Genomic DNA, 17,654 nt, shown 5'->3' on the forward strand with positions numbered 1-17,654 from the left:
GCTAGAATCCGCTCCCCACGCCTGCCGGCCTCGCCCATGCTCGCCCTCAAGCTCACCCTGGTTCCGCTGTTCCTGCTGCTGGTGTCCCTCGCCGGGCGCTGGTGGGGGCCGACCGTTGCCGGTTGCCTGGCCGCCCTGCCCGCCATTGCCGGGCCGATTCTCTACCTGATCGCCCTGGAGCACGGCCGCGACTTCGGCGCCCGGGCCGCGCTGCTGGCGCTAGCGGCGATCTTCGCGGCGGAAGCCTTCAACTTCGCCTACGCCTGGCTGTGCCGGAAGCACCGCTGGCCACTGGCGCTGACCGGCGCGACGCTCGCCTGGCTGCTGGCCGCCTGGGGACTGACGCAGTTGCCTGCGCAACCTGTCTGGGCACTGCTGGCGGCGGCGGTGGGCGCACTGACTAGCCAGCGGTTCATGCCCCGCGCCGAACTACCCGCCAGCATCGCCGCGCTCGGCCGCTTCGAGCTGGGCCTGCGCATGCTCGCCGGCGCGTTGCTCACCCTGGCCGTCACCGCCCTCGCCGGCTGGGCCGGGCCGAGCTGGAGCGGCCTGCTGGCGGTGTTCCCGCTGCTTTCCATCGTGCTCTGCGTGTCGTCGCAGCGGCTGCATGGCGCCGGCTTCGTCGTCGCCCTGCTGCGCGGCATGGTCACCGGGCGCCCGGCCTTCGCGGCGTTCTGCCTGTGGCTGGCGCTGCGCCTGCCTGGCCACGACGCGCTGCCCAGCTTCGCCGAGGCGGCGTTGCTCGCGGTGCTGGTGCAAGGCGGGGTGCACTGGCTCATCGGCCTGCGCTCGCGCAACACGGCCAAGGCCGCCTGAAAGCAAAACGCCACGGCTGATCCAGCCGTGGCGTTTGGTTGGCAGCAGCGCGTGGCGCTTAGAGCAGCGTGAAGCTCTGCTCCTTCACGTTGTCCGAATCCAGGCCGACGTAGACCTTGAATTCGCCCGGCTCGGAAGCGTAGCGCAGCTGGCTGTCGTAGAAGCGCAGGTCTTCCTCGCGGATCGGGAACTGCACGACCTTCGACTCGCCCGGCTGCAGCAGGATCTTGCTGAAGCCCTTGAGCTCCTTGACCGGCCGGCTGATGGAGGCGGCGACGTCGCGCAGGTAGAGCTGCACGGTGGTCTCGCCGGCGCGCTTGCCGGTGTTCTTCACGGTCACGCTGGCGGTGAGCTGGTCGCCCTTCTTCAGCTTGCTGCCCGACATCGTCACGTCCGAGACGCTGAACTCGGTGTAGCTCAGGCCGTAGCCGAAGGGGTACAGCGGACCGTTCTGCGAGTCGAAGTAGCGCGAGGTGTACTTGTTCGGGTGCTCGTGGTCGAACGGGCGGCCGGTGTTCAGGTGGTTGTAGTAGATCGGCACCTGGCCCACCGAGCGCGGGAAGGTCATGGTCAGCTTGCCCGACGGGTTGTAGTCGCCGAACAGCACGTCGGCGATGGCGTTGCCGCCCTCGGTGCCGCTGAACCAGGTTTCCAGCACCGCATCGGCGTTGGCGCTTTCCCAGCGCAGGTCCATCGGCCGGCCGTTCATCAGCACCAGCACCAGCGGTTTGCCGGTGGCCTTGAGGGCCTTGAGCAGCTCGACCTGGCTCTGCGCGATGTGCAGGTTGGTCTTGCTCGACGCCTCGTGGGCCATGCCCTGGGATTCGCCGACCACGGCCACCACCACGTCGGCCTGCTTCGCCTTCTCGACGGCTTCGTCGATCATCGCCTGCGGGCTGCGCGAGTCGACCTTGACGTCTTCGCTGTACTCGTTGAGGTATTTGACGATCTCCGGATCGTCGGTGACGTTGGCGCCCTTGGCGTAGAGCAGCGCGGCGTGGCCACGGGTGGCGGCGCCCATGCCCTCGAGCACGGTCACGGCCTGGAAGGCCTTGCCGGCGGCGGACCAGCTGCCCATCACGTCGCGCTTGCTGTCGGCCAGCGGGCCGATCAGGGCGATCACTCCGTCACGCTTGAGCGGCAGCACGCCGCCTTCGTTCTTCAGCAGGACCATGCCCTTGCGCGCGATCTCGCGGGCATCGGCGCGGTGCAGGCGCTCCTCGGCGTCGGTGTCCACCGGGTCCTTGCCCTGCAGGTAGCGGTACGGGTCCTGGAACAGGCCCATGTCCCACTTGGCGGCGAGCACGTCGCGGCAGGCGCGGTCGATCTCGGCCTGGCTGATCAGCCCGGCCTTGAGCAGCTCGGGCATGTGCTTGCCGTAGAGGTCGTCGTTCATGTTCATTTCGACGCCGGCGTTGATCGCCGCCTGGGTGGCGTCGCGCTCGGTGGCGGCCACGCCGTGCTTGATCAGCTCCAGCACCGCGCCGTGGTCGCTCAGGGTCAGGCCCTTGTAGCCCCACTGGCCGCGCAGCAGGTCCTGCAGCAGCCACTTGTTGGCGGTGGCCGGCACGCCGTTGATGCTGTTGAGCGAGACCATCACCGCGCCGGCACCGGCGTCGATGGCCGCGCGGTACGGCGGCAGGTAGTCCTGGAACATGCGCTGCGGGCTCATGTCCACGGTGTTGTAGTCGCGGCCGCCTTCGCCGGCGCCATACAGGGCGAAGTGCTTGACCCCGGCCATGATGGTGTCCGGCTGGTTCAGGCCCTTGCCCTGGTAGCCCTTGACCACCGCGGCGGCGACCTTGCTGGTCAGCCAGGCGTCTTCGCCGAAGCCTTCGGACACCCGGCCCCAGCGCGGGTCGCGGGCGATGTCGACGGTGGGGGAATAGGTCAGGTTGAGGCCGTCGGCGCTGGCCTCGATGGCCGAGACACGGGCACTGCGCTCGATGGCGGCCAGGTCCCAGCTCGCCGCCAGGCCCAGGCCGATGGGGAACACGGTGCGGTGGCCGTGGACCACGTCATAGGCGAAGAACAGCGGGATCTTCAGGCGGCTCTTCATGGCCGCGTCCTGCAGGTCGCGGATACCGGGGCGGACGACGGTGTTGAACACCGCGCCGGTGGTGCCCGCGGCGATTTCCTTCAGCAGTACCGGCTTGGGATGGTCCGGCCCGACGCTGACCAGGCGCAGCTGGCCGATCTTCTCTTCCAGCGTCATGCGTTGCATCAGGCTGTCGAGGAAGGCGTCCTTGGATTGGCCGGGCAGCGGCACGGCGGGTGCGGCGGCAGGCGCCTGGGCGGCGGATAGCGAAGCGCTGCCAAGGCCCAGCAGGAGGCCGAGCCAGCAGATACGGCTGATTGGAGTTCTTTTCATATGGGTACTCAGCAGCCGGCGCGAGGCGCCAGGTCACTGTGGAATGTGGTTAAGAGACGTCGTCAGGGCGGTCGTTCGGGCGGCATCCCCGGGTGTTGCCGCCAGCGCCTTGCGAACGCGGCACATAAGGTCGTCGCGCTGGCGGCGGAAGTCAATCACCGAACGGCTGGAAAGCCTCGGCCAAATGCGCCAAAGGCTGGGTTCAATGGTCGCGATTGCGCGCGTTGAACTCCATTTCCTCGAGCATGGCCTCGCGCAGCGCGCGCTCCTCGTCCCACTCCTCCTCCACCGGCGCGGGTGCCGGCGGCTGCGGTGCGGGGGCGGCGGCCGGGGTGTCGTCCCCGGCGGCCGATTCGGCCTCGCCCTGCGGCTCGACCTCCGGCAGCGCGTGCACGCCGCTGAAGTCGGCGTCCACCCCGGTGTCTTCGTCGTCGCTCGGCGGGCGGTCGATCAGGTCGTCGAAGTCGGTCTTCAGGCCCTGCTCCATTTCGTCCAGCTCGGCGAGCAGGCTGCGGAAGCTGGTTTCCTCCTTCGGCTCTTCCGGCGGCGCGGGCTCGGGCTCCTCGCCGGCATCGCGCAGCGCCTGGTCGGCCAGGGCCTGCAGCGAGGGCGGGACGTAGTCCTCGTCGTATTCCTCGGGGCCCGGCAGGCTGACGCTGGGCGCCATGTCCTCGAGGATCGGCTGCGGTTCGGGTTCCATCAGCTTCAGCTCGGCCAGCGGCGGCAGCTCTTCCAGGCTCTTGAGGTTGAAGTAGTCGAGGAAGGTGCGGGTGGTGGCCAGCATCGCCGGGCGGCCGGGCACCTCGCGGTACCCGACGATGCGGATCCACTCGCGCTCCATCAACGTCTTGACGATCTGGGTGTTCACCGCGACGCCGCGGATTTCCTCGATCTCGCCGCGGGTGATGGGCTGGCGGTAGGCGATCAGCGCCAGGGTCTCCAGCAGTGCACGGGAATAGCGCTGCGGGCGTTCTTCCCAGAGCCGGCCGACCCAGGGGGCGAACTTTTCGCGCACCTGCAGGCGGTAGCCGGTGGCGACCTCCTTCAGCTCGAAGGCCCGCCCGGAACAGGACAGGCTCAGCACCGCCAGCGCATCGCGGAACTGCTGCGGCTCGGGGCGCTCGGCCTCTTCGAACAGCTCGCCGAGGCGTTCCAGCGACATGGGCTTGCCGGCAGCCAGGAGGATGCCTTCGAGCAGGGTCGCCAGTTCTTGCGGGTCGGAGAGATTCATCGAGGGCTCGGGTCAGGTGGTAAGAAGGCCGTTCAGGCGGGAAAGCTACTCAAAGCGCGGCGCCAGGGCAACGCCGGACGATCAGAGCGGCTCTTCGTCCGGCTCGCCGTGCGCATCGGCGCCCTCGTCGAAATGGCCGTCCTCGAAGGTCAGCTCGGCCGGCGGAGCCTCGCGGGGCTCGAAGACGTCCTCGTCGCCCTCCTCCACGTCGTCCCCGGCCGGCGCGACGCCTTCCTGCACCTCGGTACGGGCGCGGACGTGGATGGGCGCGAAGGCTTCGTTCTGCACCAGCTCCACCAGTTGCTCCTTGACCAGCTCCAGCACCGCCATGAAGGTCACCACCACGCCGAGCTTGCCTTCCTCGACACGGAACAGCGTGATGAAAGGCACGAAGCCCTCGCCTTTGAGGCGTTCCAGAATCTCGGTCATGCGCTCGCGGGTGGAGAGCATCTCGCGGGTGACCTGGTGGCTTTCGAACAGGTCGGCGCGGCGCAGCACCTCGGCCATGCACAGCATCAGCTCCTGCATATCCACTTCCGGCAGCAGCCGGCGCGCCCGCGCATCCGGCGCGGCAACGGTGGGCACCACGTAGTCGCGGCCCAGGCGCGGCAGCTCGTCGAGGTCCTCGGCGGCCTTCTTGAAGCGCTCGTATTCCTGCAGGCGGCGGATCAGCTCGGCGCGCGGGTCTTCCTCTTCTTCCTCGGCCTCGGCCGAGCGCGGCAGGAGCATGCGCGACTTGATCTCGGCGAGCATGGCGGCCATCACCAGGTATTCGGCGGCCAGCTCCAGGCGCACCGACTTCATCAGCTCGACATAGCCCATGTACTGGCGGGTGATCTCCGCCACGGGGATGTCGAGGATGTTGATGTTCTGCTTGCGGATCAGGTAGAGCAGCAGGTCGAGCGGGCCTTCGAAGGCTTCGAGGAAGACCTCCAGGGCATCCGGCGGGATGTACAGGTCCTGCGGCAGCTCCGTCAGGGCCTCGCCGTAGACGAGCGCCAGCTGCACCGGCACCTGGTATTCAGGGGCGGCGGCGGGGGCTTCCGGCTCGGTCAGGTCACTCATCGGCCACTCGTCAGGCGCTGGGGTTCGAAGGCGGCATTATCCCTGCTTTTGCGAGCGGCGCGAGGGGCTTTTGGCTCAAGGGATGGGCGGCGTCACATCGCACCGCTCGGCGGGGGTTTTCCTGTAGGAGCGAGCTTGCTCGCGCACCCCCCCCGCGACGGAGCCCGGGTGGCGGGCCAGCTCGCGCCTACAAAGGGCCAAAGCGGCCCCGCCGGTACGACAACCCCATCGCATGCCGCACCTCCACCAGCGTCTCCCGAGCGGCCTCGCGGGCACGTTCGGCGCCTTCGGCGAGGATGCTGCGCACCAGTTCGGGGTTGTCCTCGTAGTCCAGCGCGCGCTCCTGGATCGGTTCCAGCTCGTGGAGGATCGCCTCGATCACCGGCCGCTTGCAGTCCAGGCAGCCGATGCCGGCGCTGCGGCAGCCCTCCTGCACCCACTGGCGGCAACCGTCGTCGGAGTAGATCAGGTGCCACTGCCACACCGGGCAGCGCTCCGGCTCGCCCGGGTCGCGGCGGTGCACGCGCGCAGGGTCGGTGGGCATGCGGGCGATCTTCTCCTCGATCACCGCCGGGCTGTCGCGCAGAGCGATGGTGTTGTGGTGCGACTTGGACATCTTCTGCCCGTCCAGCCCCGGCATCTTCGGCGCGTGGCTGGTCAGGGTCTGCGGCTCGGGCAGCAGCATGCGGCTGCTGCCTTCGAGATAGCCGAACAGCCGGTCGCGGTCGCCCAGGGTCAGGCTCTGCTGCTCCATGAGCAGCGCGCGGGCGGTTTCCAGCGCCTGCGCGTCGCCCTGCTCCTGCCAGGCGCGGCGCAGGCTGCTGTAGAGCTTGCCGGTCTTCTTGCCCAGCCGCGCGATGGCGGTCTGGGCACGGTCCTCGAAGTCCACCTCGCCGCCGTAGAGGTGGTTGAAGCGGCGGGCGATCTCGCGGGTGAATTCGACATGGGCGAACTGATCCGAGCCCACCGGCACCAGGCCCGCGCGGTAGATCAGGATGTCCGCGGCCTGCAGCAGCGGATAGCCGAGGAAACCGAAGGTGGAGAGGTCCTTGTGGACCAGCTTCTCCTGCAGCTCCTTGTAGGTCGGCACGCGCTCCAGCCAGGACAGCGGGCAGATCATCGACAGCAGCAGGTTCAGCTCGGCGTGCTCGGGCACCTGGGACTGGATGAACATCGTGGCGGCGCTGGGGCTCACGCCCACCGCCAACCAGTCGATGGCCATGTCGCGCACGTGCTGGCGGATGCTGGCGGTCTCGTCGTACTCGGTGGTCAGGGCGTGCCAGTCGACGATGGAGAAATAGCATTCGTACTCGTGCTGCAGTTTCACCCAGTTCTGCAGCACACCGTGGTAATGGCCCAGGTGCAGGCGCCCGGTGGGGCGCATGCCGGACAGCACACGGCGCAGGGATTCGACGCTGGTCAAGCGGTCAACCTCGCGGGTTCGACGATCAGACGAGGGAGTATAGCCAGCACGCCGGGGCTGTTCAGGCGTTGACCATGAAGGGTTCCGGGTCGCCGCAGCCGACGCGCACCACCACCGGGTCCTCGTCGGTCAGGGCGATCACCGTGGAGGCCTCGCCGCCGCCGAAACCACCATCGATGATCAGGTCCACCGAGTGTTCCAGCAGGTCGCGCATCTCGTAGGGGTCGTTCAGCGGCTCGCTCTGGCCGGGCAGGATCAGGCTGACGCTCATCAGCGGTTCGCCCAGTTCCTCCAGCAGCGCCAGGGCGATCGGGCACGCCGGCACGCGCAGGCCGATGGTGCGGCGCTTGGGGTGCAGCAGCATGCGCGGCACTTCGCGGGTGGCGTTGAGGATGAAGGTGTAGGGGCCGGGGGTGTGCGCCTTGAGCAGGCGGAACAGGCCGGTGTCGACCTTGGCGTACAGGCCCAGCTCGGAGAGGTCGCGGCAGACCAGGGTGAAGTTGTGCTTGTCGTCCAGCCGGCGGATGTGGCGGATGCGCTCCACGGCCGACTTCTCGCCGATGCGGCAGCCCAGCGCGTAGGACGAGTCGGTGGGATAGGCGATCACGCCACCCTGGCGGACGATCTCCACTGCCTGCTTGATCAGGCGCGCCTGGGGATTCTCCGGGTGGATCTGAAAGAACTGGCTCATGGCGTCTCCTTGGTCCCGATGGCGTTCTCGGCGCTGGCGAAGCGCGGCCAGAGCGGCGGCAGGTCGTCCGGCACGCTGCGGTAGAGGCCCAGCTCCGACCAGTCGCTGGGGCCGTGGAAGTCACTGCCGGCGGTGACCATCAGGCCGAACTCGCGGGCGAGGATGCTCAGCACGCCCACCTGCTCGGCCGGCTGCGGGCCGTTCACCACCTCGATGGCATGGCCGCCGGCGGCGATGAAGTCGGCCACCAGCTTGCGCCGTTTGGTGCGGGTGAAATCGTAGTGGTACGGGTGCGCCAGGCTGATCCAGGCACCCGCCGCGCGCAGCGTGCCCACGGCATCGGCAAGGCTGGGCCAGTGCTGCTTGACGTCGCCCAGCTTGCCGGCGCCCAGCCATTTGCGGAAGGCTTCGGCGCGGTCCTTGACGTAACCCTGGCGCAGCAGGAACTCGGCAAAATGCGGGCGCGCCGGGGCGTTCTCGCTGTCGCCCAGCTCGGCCTGCACCGCTCGCGCGCCCTCGAAGGCGCCGGGCATGCCCTTGGCCTCCAGGCGCCGGCCGATCTCCTCGGCGCGGGTCCAGCGGGCGCGATGCAGATCCGCCAGCGCCTTCACCAGCGGCTCGGCCTGGCCGTCGAAGCCATAGCCCAGCACGTGGATGGTCGCCCCGCCCCAGGTGCAGGACAGCTCGACGCCGTCCACCAGTTCCACACCCAGCGCCTGGGCGGCGCGGCGCGCTTCGGGCAGGCCGTCGAGGGTGTCGTGGTCGGTCAGCGCCAGCACGCGCACGCCGCGCCCGTGGGCGCGCTCGACCAGGGCCGTCGGGCTGAGCTGTCCGTCGGACGCGGTGCTGTGGCAGTGCAGGTCGACTCGCATGGGGCTTCCAGGGAATGCAGGGTGGGTTGTGTCGCGATAGCTTTCTGTATAGACGTTTCTGCGTCACCGCTCCCGCGGCAATGCGTTGAAACCATGATCTGACGCAGCGTTGGGCGGATGGCCCTTTCAGTTCATCCGCAGGTTGGTATTATGCCGGCTCTACTGGGCTCTGGCTGCCGTAATGAAGCAATTCATCGATTTCATTCCCCTCATCCTCTTCTTCATCGTCTACAAGCTCGACCCGCGCAACGTCGAACTCGCCGGCCAGAGCTTCTCGGTCGGGGGGATCTACAGCGCCACGGCCGTGCTGATCGCCGCCTCCGTGGTGGTCTACGGCGCCCTGCTGATCAAGCAGCGCAAGCTCGACAAGGGCCAGTGGGTGACCCTGGCCGCCTGCCTGGTGTTCGGCGGCATGACCCTGGCCTTCCACAGCGAGACCTTCCTCAAATGGAAGGCACCGGTGGTGAACTGGCTGTTCGCCCTCGCCTTCGCCGGCAGCCACTTCGTCGGCGACCGCCCGCTGATCCAGCGCATCATGGGCCATGCCGTGCACCTGACCGATTCCCTCTGGGCGAAGCTGAACATCGCCTGGGTGCTGTTCTTCCTGATCTGCGGCTGTGTCCAGTTGTTCGTCGCCTTCACCTTCCAGAGCATCTGGGTGGACTTCAAGGTGTTCGGCAGCCTGGGCATGACCCTGCTGTTCCTGATCGGCCAGGGCGTGTTCCTGGCCCGCCACATGCACGATGAACCTACCGGCGAAAAACCCAAGGACTGACATGCTCTACGCGATCATTGCCCGTGATATCACCGCTTCCCAAGAACGCCGTCTGGCTGCCCGTCCCGCGCACATCGCACGCCTGGAGCAGTTGAAGGAAGAAGGCCGCCTGGTGCTGGCCGGCCCGCACCCGGCCATCGACAGCAACGACCCGGGCGCCGCCGGCTTCACCGGCAGCCTGATCGTCGCCGAATTCGACTCCCTGGCCGCCGCCCAGGCCTGGGCTGACTCCGACCCGTACCGCGCCGCCGGCGTCTACGCCGAGGTCGTGGTCAAGCCGTTCAAGAAAGTATTGCCGTAACGATCCACCATCGTTGCAGCCCCAGGGCAGGGACGCCGGGGATGCGCAGCCGAATCCACCGCCTCGTCGAGGTCGGTACTGCCATCGAACAAGGAGTCGCGATGCATCGACTGCCCCTGCTGTTCAGTCTCGCCCTGCCCCTGCTCGCCCACGCGGAGGACCCCGTTGTGCCCTCCAGCGAGGCCGCGCTGTCCACTCCACAGCCTGACGCCGCCAGCACCGACGAGCGCATCAGGGCCCTGGAGAGCCGCCTGGCGCAGAGCGAGCAACAACGCCAAGCGCTGGCGGCGCAACAGGCCACGCCGGCGGACAACAGCCAGGACGAAGCCCGTATCGCCCGCCTGAGCCAGGAAAACCAGCGGCTGAAACTGCAACTGCGCGAGGCCCAGGCCAACCAGCCGCCGCGCCTGCTCAGCGAGCAGCAGACCTGGTACGTGGCCGGTGCCGGCACCGCCGTGCTGGCGTTCATCCTGGGCATGCTCAGCCGTGGCCGACGCCGCTCGCGCCGCGAATGGATCAACTGAAAGAAGCGTCTTCATGAGTGAACTGCTGCTGATCGACGATGACATCGAACTCTGCGAACTGCTGAGCACCTGGCTGACCCAGGAAGGCTTCAGCATCCGCGCCGCCCACGACGGCGCCCAGGCCCGCGCCGCCCTGGGCAGCCGCGCGCCGGACGCGGTGGTGCTCGACGTCATGCTGCCCGACGGCAGCGGCCTGGAACTGCTCAAGTCGCTGCGCAGCGACCACCCGGACCTGCCGGTGCTGATGCTCTCCGCCCGCGGCGAGCCGCTGGACCGCATCCTCGGCCTGGAACTGGGCGCCGACGACTACCTGGCCAAGCCCTGCGACCCGCGCGAGCTGACCGCCCGCCTGCGCGCCGTGCTGCGCCGCAGCCACCCGGCGCAACCCACCGCGCAGCTGGAGCTGGGCGACCTGGCGCTGAACCTGTCGCGCGGCGTCGCCACCGTCGGCGGCGAAGAGATCAGCCTGACCCTCTCCGAGAGCCGCATCCTCGAAGCGCTGCTGCGCCAGCCGGGCGAACCGCTGGACAAGCAGGCCCTGGCGCAGCTCGCCCTGGGCCGCAAGCTGACCCTCTACGACCGCAGCCTGGACATGCACGTGAGCAACCTGCGCAAGAAGCTCGGCAGCCACCCCGACGGCCGCCCACGCATCCTCGCCCTGCGCGGCCGCGGCTACTTCTACGCCGCCTGAGCCTTGCCGCGCCGGGCGCGCGGACCGCTCTGGCATGCGCGTCGCCAGGTTTCCAGCCGGGCTTCACCGAATCTTTACCGAAGCTTTACCTGTGGCTGACCGCCCTTGACCTTGCCAACCCTAGACTAGGCTCATCCGGTAACGACCGGTCCCTGAAAGGAGAAACACCATGCGCAAGACCCTGACCGCCCTGCTGATCGCTGCCGCCCTGCCGACCGTCGCGCTGGCGGCCACTCCGGCGCCGACCGACGCTCCGCCGCCCGCCCCGTTCATGAAGGAACAAGGCCCGGGCATGCACGGCCCGCGCGGCGAACACGGCGGCGCGTTCCGCGAACTGAACCTGACCCAGGACCAGCGCCAGCAAGTCGGCAAGGTGATGGGCGACTCGATGAAGGATCGCCGCGCGATCACCGAGAAGTACTGGAACAAGCTGCCCGAAGCCGACCGCAAAGCCATGCAGGACGAGCTCAAGGCCAACCACGACAAGACCGACGCCAGCATTCGCGGCATCCTCACCCCCGAACAGCAGAAGAAGTTCGACGAGCTGAAGAAGCAGCGCGAACAGCGCAAGGCCGAATGGGCTGAATTCCAGAGCTGGAAGGCCCAGAAGGACGGCGCGAAGAGCAACTGATTCGCTCCAGCCACCGCAGGCGCCGGGTTTCGACCCGGCGCCCTGCCATGAAGCCCCGACACTGGATACACCATGCGGCTGAACAGGAAGACCATGCGTTCACTCTTCTGGCGGATCCTCGCCGCCTTCTGGCTCGCCCTGTTGCTGGTGGCCGGATTGTCGATCCTGCTGGGCCGCGCGCTGAACCAGGACACCTGGGTCATCGCCCGCTATCCCGGGCTGCACGACATCGCCAAGCAATGGACTTTGCTCTACGAGACGCAAGGCCCGGATGCCGCCCAGCAATTGCTGGAGAGCCGCCGGCAGCAATACGAGCTCTCGGTGCAGGTGCTCGACGAGACCGGCCAGCGCCTGGTGAACGGCACCTACCTGCCGCGCCCGCCACGCCCGCGCGGCAACTTCGACCGCAACGAGCTGCCGCGCTTCCCCTGGCGCCAGCTGAGCCAGGAATACACCAGCAGCCGCACCGACCAGACCTACCTGTTCATCTACCGTATTCCGCACCCGACGCTGCAGGCCTGGCACCGCAGCAGCCTGCTCTGGCCGCTGAGCGCCCTGGGCATCGCCCTGGTGGTGCTGACCGTGTTCAGCCTGCTGCTGACGCTGTCCATCACCCGCCCGCTGAACCGCCTGCGCCGCGCCGTGCATGACCTCGGCCAGACCAGTTATCAACAGGACAGCCTCGCCCGCCTGTCCCGCCGCGGCGACGAACTGGGCGTGCTGGCCCGCGACTTCAACCGCATGGGTGCCCGCCTGCAAGGGTTGATCGGCAGCCAGCGCCAGCTCCTGCGCGATGTCTCCCACGAACTGCGCTCGCCACTGGCGCGCCTGCGCATCGCCCTGGCCCTGGCCGAACGCGCCGACCCCGAGCAGCGTGCCGCCATGTGGCCGCGCCTGGAGCAGGAATGCGACCGCCTGGAGGCGCTGATCGGCGAAATCCTCGCCCTCGCCCGCCTCGACGCCGAGCCCGGCCCGACCAGCCGCATCGAACTGCTGCCGCTGTTCCAGCGCCTGCGCGATGACGCGCAACTGCTCTACCCGGAGCAGAACATCCAGCTCGACATCGCCCCGCACCTGGCCGTAGACGGCTGGCCGGACATGCTCGAACGCGCCCTCGACAACCTGCTGCGCAATGCCCTGCGCTTCAACCCGGCGGAGCAGCCGCTGCAGGTGCAGGCGCAGATCGAAGGCGAGCGTCTGCACCTGAGCGTGCGCGACCACGGCCCCGGCGCCGGCGAAGACCACCTGGCGCAACTGGGCGAGCCGTTCTTCCGCGCGCCCAACCAGAGCAGCCCCGGCCACGGCCTGGGCCTGGCCATCGCCCGGCGCGCCATCGAGCGGCACCACGGACGGCTGCGCCTGAGCAACCACCCCGACGGCGGTTTCCTGGCCAGCATCGATTTGCCGCTGCGTCGCCAGACCGCCTGAACCGAGCGTATTCACGGAGAGCCAGCATGAGCCTTCCCGCCTTCGCTACCCCGATCCCCGCCGCGCAACCACCGCTGCCGCCGGCCGCCCTGCTGCGCAGCGAGCCCTATGACGACCCGCAGTACCTGGTGCTGGCGGTGGAGCTGGCGCGCCTGGCCGCCCAATGGCGGGCACGCTGGCCGGGCTTGCGCCTGAGCCTGCCGCAGAGCGGCACCTGGCCGCTGGAAAGCTGGCCCGACACGCTGGGCGAAGCCCTGGATTCGCTACTGGAAGGAGCGCTGGCGCACCATCCGCACGCGGCACTGGAACTGTCGCTCAGCTCCGCACACGGCGAATTGCGCCTGGACCTGCAGGGCTACGACCCGCACGCCCTGGGCTGGCTGCCGGAGGCGCTGCCGCCGGCGCGGCGCCTGGCCGCGTGGCAGGGCGGGCACCTGCTCTGGCGCGCACCCCGCTCTGCCAATCAGGCCGGGAGCTGGACCGTTCGCCTGGAGCTGCCGCTCAGCCCTGCCAGGCGCTGACGAACTCGGCCGGGTCCAGCGGCGCCGGGCGGCGCAATTCGCCGACCGGCGTGCCGAGGTAGATGAAACCGACGATGCGTTCGTTCTCCGCCAGGCCGAGCCCTTCGCGCACCAGCGGATCGAACGCCAGGGGGCCGGTGCGCCACATCGCGCCCAACCCTTCCACGTAGGCCGCCTGGATGATGCCGTGGGCGGCACACCCCGCCGCCAGCCACTGCTCGATCTCCGGCACCTTGGGGTGATCCTGCAGGCGCGCCACGGCCACCACCAGCAACGGTGCGCGCAGCGGCATGGCACGCGCCTTGTCCAGCGCCTCGGGCTTGCCGTCCGGCTCCTTCGCGGCGATGGCGCGGGCGAACAATTCGCCCAGCGCCGTGCGCGCCTCGCCCGCCACGGTGAGGAAGCGCCAGGGGCGCAGCTGCCCGTGGTCCGGGGCGCGCAGCGCGCTGCGGAACAGGCGATCCAGTTGCTCGGCGGTGGGTGCCGGCTCGCTCAGGCGGGCGTGGGACACACGGTTGAGCAACGCGTCGAGAGCCTCCATGGGCTGCCTCCAGTCAATCTCGAAAGCCGCCATTGTAGACGCAAAGGGTTCGCATTTGCCCAGCGCGTGAGCGCGCCTCACGCCACCCGGTCGGGCGACAGGGTCGGCAACACCGGCGGCGTCAGCGGCGGCAGGCCATAGGCGGCGCGGGCCGTGTCGCAGTTGGGGTTGTGCACGCCATCGGTCCAGGAAGCCTCGAACTCCCGGCAGGTCGAGGAGCGCTGCTCGTACAGGGTGCAGCGCACCCCGCAGCCGACGTCACCCAGCAGCGCGGTACAGCGCGACGGGCGCACGTCGGTACCGCGCATGGCCACCAGGTGCGGGCTGACCTGGACGACCTGTTCATCGGGGACGACACCGCCGGCGGAGCGGCACTCGCCGAAATAGAAGGACACACGGAAATGCGCACAGCAGGCGCCGCAATTCAAACACGGATTGTGAGTGGACATGGATGCGAAAGCACCAGAGAAACCGGCGAGCGCCGGCGGGCGAAGGCAGATTCTATCCATCCCGTTGCGCTTGTGAAGAGGGAGATTTCACTCGGTTTACAGGCGGCGGACGACAGGTAAAATGGCCGATTCCCACTTGTTTCAGACCTCAGCGCATGGCCCTGCCGACACTACGCACCCTCGGATTCATCATCGGCATCTTCGTGATCACGCTGGCGGTCGCCATGCTGGTCCCCATGGCCACGCTGCTCTACTACGGCCGCGCCAACGAACTGCACCCCTTCATCTGGTCGGCCATCATCACCTTCACCTGCGGGCTGGGCATGGTCATCCCCGGCCGCCCCGAGCAGGTGCACCTGCGCCCGCGTGACATGTACATGCTCACCGTGTCGAGCTGGGTGATCGTCTGCTTCTTCTCCGCCCTGCCCTTCATGTTCGCCCGGCACATCAGCTTCACCGACGCGATCTTCGAGAGCATGTCGGGGATCACCGCCACCGGCTCGACCATCCTCTCCGGGCTGGACAAGATGTCCCCGGGCATCCTCATCTGGCGCTCGCTGCTGCACTGGCTGGGCGGCATCGGCTTCATCGCCATGGCGGTGGCCATCCTGCCGATGCTGCGCATCGGCGGCATGCGCCTGTTCCAGACCGAATCCTCGGACCGCTCCGACAAGGTCATGCCGCGCTCGCACATGGTGGCCAAGTACATCGTCGGGGTGTACGTCGCCATCACCATCGCCGGCACCCTGGCCTTCTGGTGGGCCGGCATGGGCCTGTTCGACTCGCTCAACCACGCCATGTCGGCGATCTCCACCGGCGGCTTCTCCACCTCCGACCAGTCCCTGGCCAAATGGCACCAGCCGGCGGTGCACTGGGTCGCGGTGATGGTGATGATCCTGGGCAGCATTCCCTTCGTGCTCTATGTCGCCACGCTGCGCGGCAACCGCAAGGCGCTGATCCGCGATCACCAGGTGCATGGTTTTCTCGGCCTGCTGGTGTTCACCTGGCTGGTGATGGGCACCTGGTACTCGGTGAACTCCGGCCTGCCGTGGCTGGACGCCTTCCGCATCGTCGCGGTGAACGTCACCTCGGTGGTCACCACCACCGGCTTCGCGCTGGGCGACTACAGCCTGTGGGGCCACTTCTCGATCATGCTGTTCTTCTACCTGGGCTTCATCGGCGGCTGCTCCGGCTCCACCGCCGGCGGCATCAAGATCTTCCGCTTCCAGGTGGCCTACACCCTACTGCGCGCCAGCCTGTACCAGCTGATCCACCCGCGCGCGGTGATCCGCCAGAGCTACAACGGCCACCGCCTCGACGAAGAGATCGTGCGCTCGATCCTGACCTTCTCGTTCTTCTTCGGCGCCACCGTCGGCGGCCTGGCGCTGGGCCTGTCGTTCCTCGGCCTGGACTGGATGACCTCGCTCACCGGCGCGGCCAGCACCGTGGCCGGCGTCGGGCCGGGCATGGGGCCGATCATCGGCCCGTCGGGCAACTTCGCCTCGCTGCCGGACGCGGCGAAATGGCTGCTGTGCGGCGGCATGCTGCTGGGGCGGCTGGAGATCATCACCGTGCTGGTGCTGTTCACCCCGGCGTTCTGGCGGCATTGATCGCCCTGACAGCCCCATTGGCCAAATGAACACGCCGCAGGATGGCGTGGAGCGAAGCGATACCCGTCAATCCCGGCACCGGCAGCATGGGTATCGCTGCGCTCCACCCATCCTACAAACGCGCATACCGGGAGCGCCGGCACGTGGCGCAGCCTTTGTAGGAGCGAGCTTGCTCGCGAACCGCCTGACGCCGCAGCCGCCGGGAATCCCTTCGCGAGCAAGCTCGCTCCTACGAAGAGCCGGTACTACAGCTCTTCGCGGTACTCCCCCGGCGTCTTGCCGAACCAGCGGCGGAAGGCGCGGAAGAAGTTGCTCGGCTCGGAGAAGCCCAGCAGGTAGGCGATCTCCAGCAGCGTCATGCGCGGCGTGGCCAGGTACTGCTGGGCCAGCTCGCGGCGGGTGTCGTCGAGCAACTGCTGGTAGCTGGTGCCCTCTTCCTGCAACCGGCGCTGCAGGGTGCGCTCGGACAGGTGCAGCGCCTGCGCCACGCTCTCGCGCTTGGGCTCGCCCTGGGGCAGCAGGCGGCACAGCACCTGGCGCGTCTGGTGGCTGAAGCGGCTGCTGACGAAGCGCGCCAGGTACTCGCCGGCGAAGCGGTCGTGCAGGCGCGCCAGTTCTTCGTTGGCGGTGGGCAGCGGCGCGTTCATGTCCTCGTGGGAGAACAGCATCGCGCAGTCCGCGTGGCCAAAACTCAGCGGCGCCTGGAACAGCGCGCGGTAGGGTTCGTCATCCGGCGGCGCCTCGCCGGCCAGGCGCACTTCCAGCGGCCTTATCGCCCGCCCGGTGATCCAGCGCAGCATGGCGATCAGGCTGGCCAGCGAGCACTCCGCGCTCTGTCGCGGCACCGGCAGGCGATCGCCATGCACCACGATGCGGTACAGGCAGCCCTCGGGCAGGCGACGGAAGGTCAGGTCGGCGCCCTCGGCGATGATCCGCTGGTAGCGCTCCAGGCGCTCGAAGCCCTCGGCCAGGTTGCGGCTGGACATCAGCGCATAGCCCACCACGGGGAACGCCGGGGTGTGCACGCGGGCAATGTTCAGGCCGATGGCCGGGTTGCCGGACAGCTCCACGGCGCGGTTCCACAGACGGCTCATGGCGTCCTGCGGGAAGCGTGCGTCGGGGTCGTCGAGAGCGGCGAAGTCCAGCTCCAGTTCGGTGAACAGCGCGCGGCAGTCGAGGCCTTCCAGCTCCAGCGACTGGACGATCCCCCGCACCCAGCTCGACAGGGTCGTACGCTCAGGCATGCAATTTCTTCTGGTTATGGTGGTGATCCGCGCCGAACGGTCGGATAGGCCGGCGGCACAGGGGGATACTAAACTGGCCCCCTATGTCATCCGCAAGTCTGAAGGCGGCGGCCTACACTGGCGCCACCACAACAACAGGAGGTGCGCCATGAGCACCCAGACCGCCGATCGATTCCAGAGCTTCGCCGAGTTCTACCCGTATTACCTGCAGGAGCACAGCAACCCCGTGTGCCGCCGCCTGCACTACGTGGGCAGCCTGCTGGTGCTGTCGATCCTCGCCTACGCCCTCGTCAGCGGGCAGTGGCTGTGGCTGCTGGCCATGCCGCTGGCCGGTTATGGCTTCGCCTGGGTGGGCCACTTCGTGTTCGAGAAGAACCGCCCGGCCACCTTCAAGTACCCGCTGTGGTCGCTGATGGGCGACTGGGTGATGCTCAAGGACGCCTTCACCGGCCGCATCCGCTTCTGAGCCC

General features: G+C 68.5%; 19 protein-coding genes. 10 read left to right on the forward strand and 9 right to left on the reverse strand.

The window, feature by feature from the left end; translation table 11 throughout:
* Nucleotides 1–36 precede the first annotated feature (36 nt).
* Nucleotides 37–816, forward strand: coding sequence for a hypothetical protein (locus ACNFIA_RS25780; RefSeq protein ID WP_416789812.1), 780 nt, complete (start codon nt 37–39; stop codon nt 814–816).
* Nucleotides 817–874: 58 nt separating this feature from the next.
* Here the strand turns inward: ACNFIA_RS25780 and bglX are convergent, their stop codons facing one another.
* The 6 genes from bglX to ACNFIA_RS25810 all read right to left on the reverse strand — a co-directional run bounded on the left by bglX (nt 875) and on the right by ACNFIA_RS25810 (nt 8,469).
* On the reverse strand, nt 875–3,172 hold the full coding sequence (bglX, locus tag ACNFIA_RS25785; protein WP_259759606.1) for a beta-glucosidase BglX: 2,298 nt from the start codon (nt 3,170–3,172) through the stop codon (nt 875–877).
* 217 nt (nt 3,173–3,389) lie between these two features.
* The gene (scpB, locus tag ACNFIA_RS25790) at nt 3,390–4,418 is read right to left on the reverse strand and encodes an SMC-Scp complex subunit ScpB (RefSeq protein WP_416789813.1); all 1,029 of its coding nucleotides are present in this window, start codon (nt 4,416–4,418) and stop codon (nt 3,390–3,392) included.
* Between the two features lie 81 nt (nt 4,419–4,499).
* Nucleotides 4,500–5,354, reverse strand: a complete 855-nt coding sequence (locus ACNFIA_RS25795) for a segregation and condensation protein A (RefSeq protein ID WP_416789867.1) — start codon at nt 5,352–5,354, stop codon at nt 4,500–4,502.
* A gap of 316 nt (nt 5,355–5,670) precedes the next feature.
* The gene (locus ACNFIA_RS25800) at nt 5,671–6,906 is read right to left on the reverse strand and encodes a tryptophan--tRNA ligase (RefSeq protein WP_416789815.1); all 1,236 of its coding nucleotides are present in this window, start codon (nt 6,904–6,906) and stop codon (nt 5,671–5,673) included.
* Between the two features lie 61 nt (nt 6,907–6,967).
* Nucleotides 6,968–7,597, reverse strand: coding sequence for an L-threonylcarbamoyladenylate synthase (locus ACNFIA_RS25805; protein WP_259753891.1), 630 nt, complete (start codon nt 7,595–7,597; stop codon nt 6,968–6,970).
* Nucleotides 7,594–8,469, reverse strand: coding sequence for a PHP domain-containing protein (locus tag ACNFIA_RS25810; RefSeq protein ID WP_416789816.1), 876 nt, complete (start codon nt 8,467–8,469; stop codon nt 7,594–7,596). Before ACNFIA_RS25810 ends, ACNFIA_RS25805 begins: the two co-directional genes overlap by 4 nt.
* Before the next feature lie 181 nt (nt 8,470–8,650).
* On the opposite strand from ACNFIA_RS25810, the gene ACNFIA_RS25815 reads away from it, so the two are divergent.
* The 7 genes from ACNFIA_RS25815 (at nt 8,651) to ACNFIA_RS25845 (ending at nt 13,340) form a co-directional block, all read left to right on the forward strand.
* Nucleotides 8,651–9,244, forward strand: coding sequence for a septation protein A (locus ACNFIA_RS25815; protein WP_259753889.1), 594 nt, complete (start codon nt 8,651–8,653; stop codon nt 9,242–9,244).
* 1 nt (nt 9,245) lies between these two features.
* The gene (locus ACNFIA_RS25820; RefSeq protein WP_416789817.1) at nt 9,246–9,545 is read left to right on the forward strand and encodes a YciI family protein; all 300 of its coding nucleotides are present in this window, start codon (nt 9,246–9,248) and stop codon (nt 9,543–9,545) included.
* A gap of 101 nt (nt 9,546–9,646) precedes the next feature.
* Complete coding sequence (locus tag ACNFIA_RS25825) at nt 9,647–10,069, forward strand: translation initiation factor 2 (IF-2, GTPase) (RefSeq protein ID WP_259753887.1); 423 nt, start codon at nt 9,647–9,649, stop codon at nt 10,067–10,069.
* Between the two features lie 13 nt (nt 10,070–10,082).
* Nucleotides 10,083–10,760: a response regulator transcription factor gene (locus tag ACNFIA_RS25830; protein WP_259753885.1), complete on the forward strand. Its 678-nt coding sequence runs from the start codon at nt 10,083–10,085 to the stop codon at nt 10,758–10,760.
* A 169-nt stretch (nt 10,761–10,929) separates the two neighbouring features.
* Entirely contained in the window at nt 10,930–11,391 is a 462-nt protein-coding gene (locus tag ACNFIA_RS25835; protein WP_416789819.1) for a Spy/CpxP family protein refolding chaperone, read from the forward strand.
* 93 nt (nt 11,392–11,484) lie between these two features.
* Complete coding sequence (locus tag ACNFIA_RS25840) at nt 11,485–12,819, forward strand: sensor histidine kinase (RefSeq protein WP_259753882.1); 1,335 nt, start codon at nt 11,485–11,487, stop codon at nt 12,817–12,819.
* Between the two features lie 26 nt (nt 12,820–12,845).
* Nucleotides 12,846–13,340, forward strand: coding sequence for a hypothetical protein (locus ACNFIA_RS25845; RefSeq protein ID WP_416789821.1), 495 nt, complete (start codon nt 12,846–12,848; stop codon nt 13,338–13,340).
* On the opposite strand, the gene ACNFIA_RS25850 is transcribed toward ACNFIA_RS25845, so the two are convergent.
* Both ACNFIA_RS25850 and ACNFIA_RS25855 read right to left on the reverse strand, forming a co-directional pair.
* Nucleotides 13,321–13,881 (reverse strand): nitroreductase family protein, encoded by a 561-nt coding sequence (locus ACNFIA_RS25850; protein ID WP_416789823.1) that lies wholly within the window; start codon nt 13,879–13,881, stop codon nt 13,321–13,323. The genes ACNFIA_RS25845 and ACNFIA_RS25850 overlap by 20 nt on opposite strands.
* Nucleotides 13,882–13,958: 77 nt before the next feature.
* Nucleotides 13,959–14,330 carry a YkgJ family cysteine cluster protein gene (locus ACNFIA_RS25855; RefSeq protein ID WP_259753876.1) on the reverse strand — a complete coding sequence of 124 codons (372 nt, stop codon included), beginning with the start codon at nt 14,328–14,330 and terminating at the stop codon, nt 13,959–13,961.
* A gap of 155 nt (nt 14,331–14,485) precedes the next feature.
* Here ACNFIA_RS25855 and ACNFIA_RS25860 point away from each other — a divergent pair, with 155 nt between their 5' ends.
* Entirely contained in the window at nt 14,486–15,940 is a 1,455-nt protein-coding gene (locus tag ACNFIA_RS25860; protein ID WP_259753874.1) for a TrkH family potassium uptake protein, read from the forward strand.
* Between the two features lie 245 nt (nt 15,941–16,185).
* Here ACNFIA_RS25860 and ACNFIA_RS25865 read toward each other — a convergent pair whose 3' ends face one another.
* Nucleotides 16,186–17,184 (reverse strand): AraC family transcriptional regulator, encoded by a 999-nt coding sequence (locus tag ACNFIA_RS25865; RefSeq protein ID WP_416789825.1) that lies wholly within the window; start codon nt 17,182–17,184, stop codon nt 16,186–16,188.
* A 148-nt stretch (nt 17,185–17,332) separates the two neighbouring features.
* Here ACNFIA_RS25865 and ACNFIA_RS25870 point away from each other — a divergent pair, with 148 nt between their 5' ends.
* Nucleotides 17,333–17,650 carry an Mpo1-like protein gene (locus tag ACNFIA_RS25870; RefSeq protein ID WP_416789826.1) on the forward strand — a complete coding sequence of 106 codons (318 nt, stop codon included), beginning with the start codon at nt 17,333–17,335 and terminating at the stop codon, nt 17,648–17,650.
* Nucleotides 17,651–17,654: the final 4 nt, after the last annotated feature.

It is taken from the genome of Pseudomonas sp. NY15437 (assembly GCF_048068435.1).
Taxonomy (GTDB): domain Bacteria; phylum Pseudomonadota; class Gammaproteobacteria; order Pseudomonadales; family Pseudomonadaceae; genus Pseudomonas; species Pseudomonas nitroreducens_B.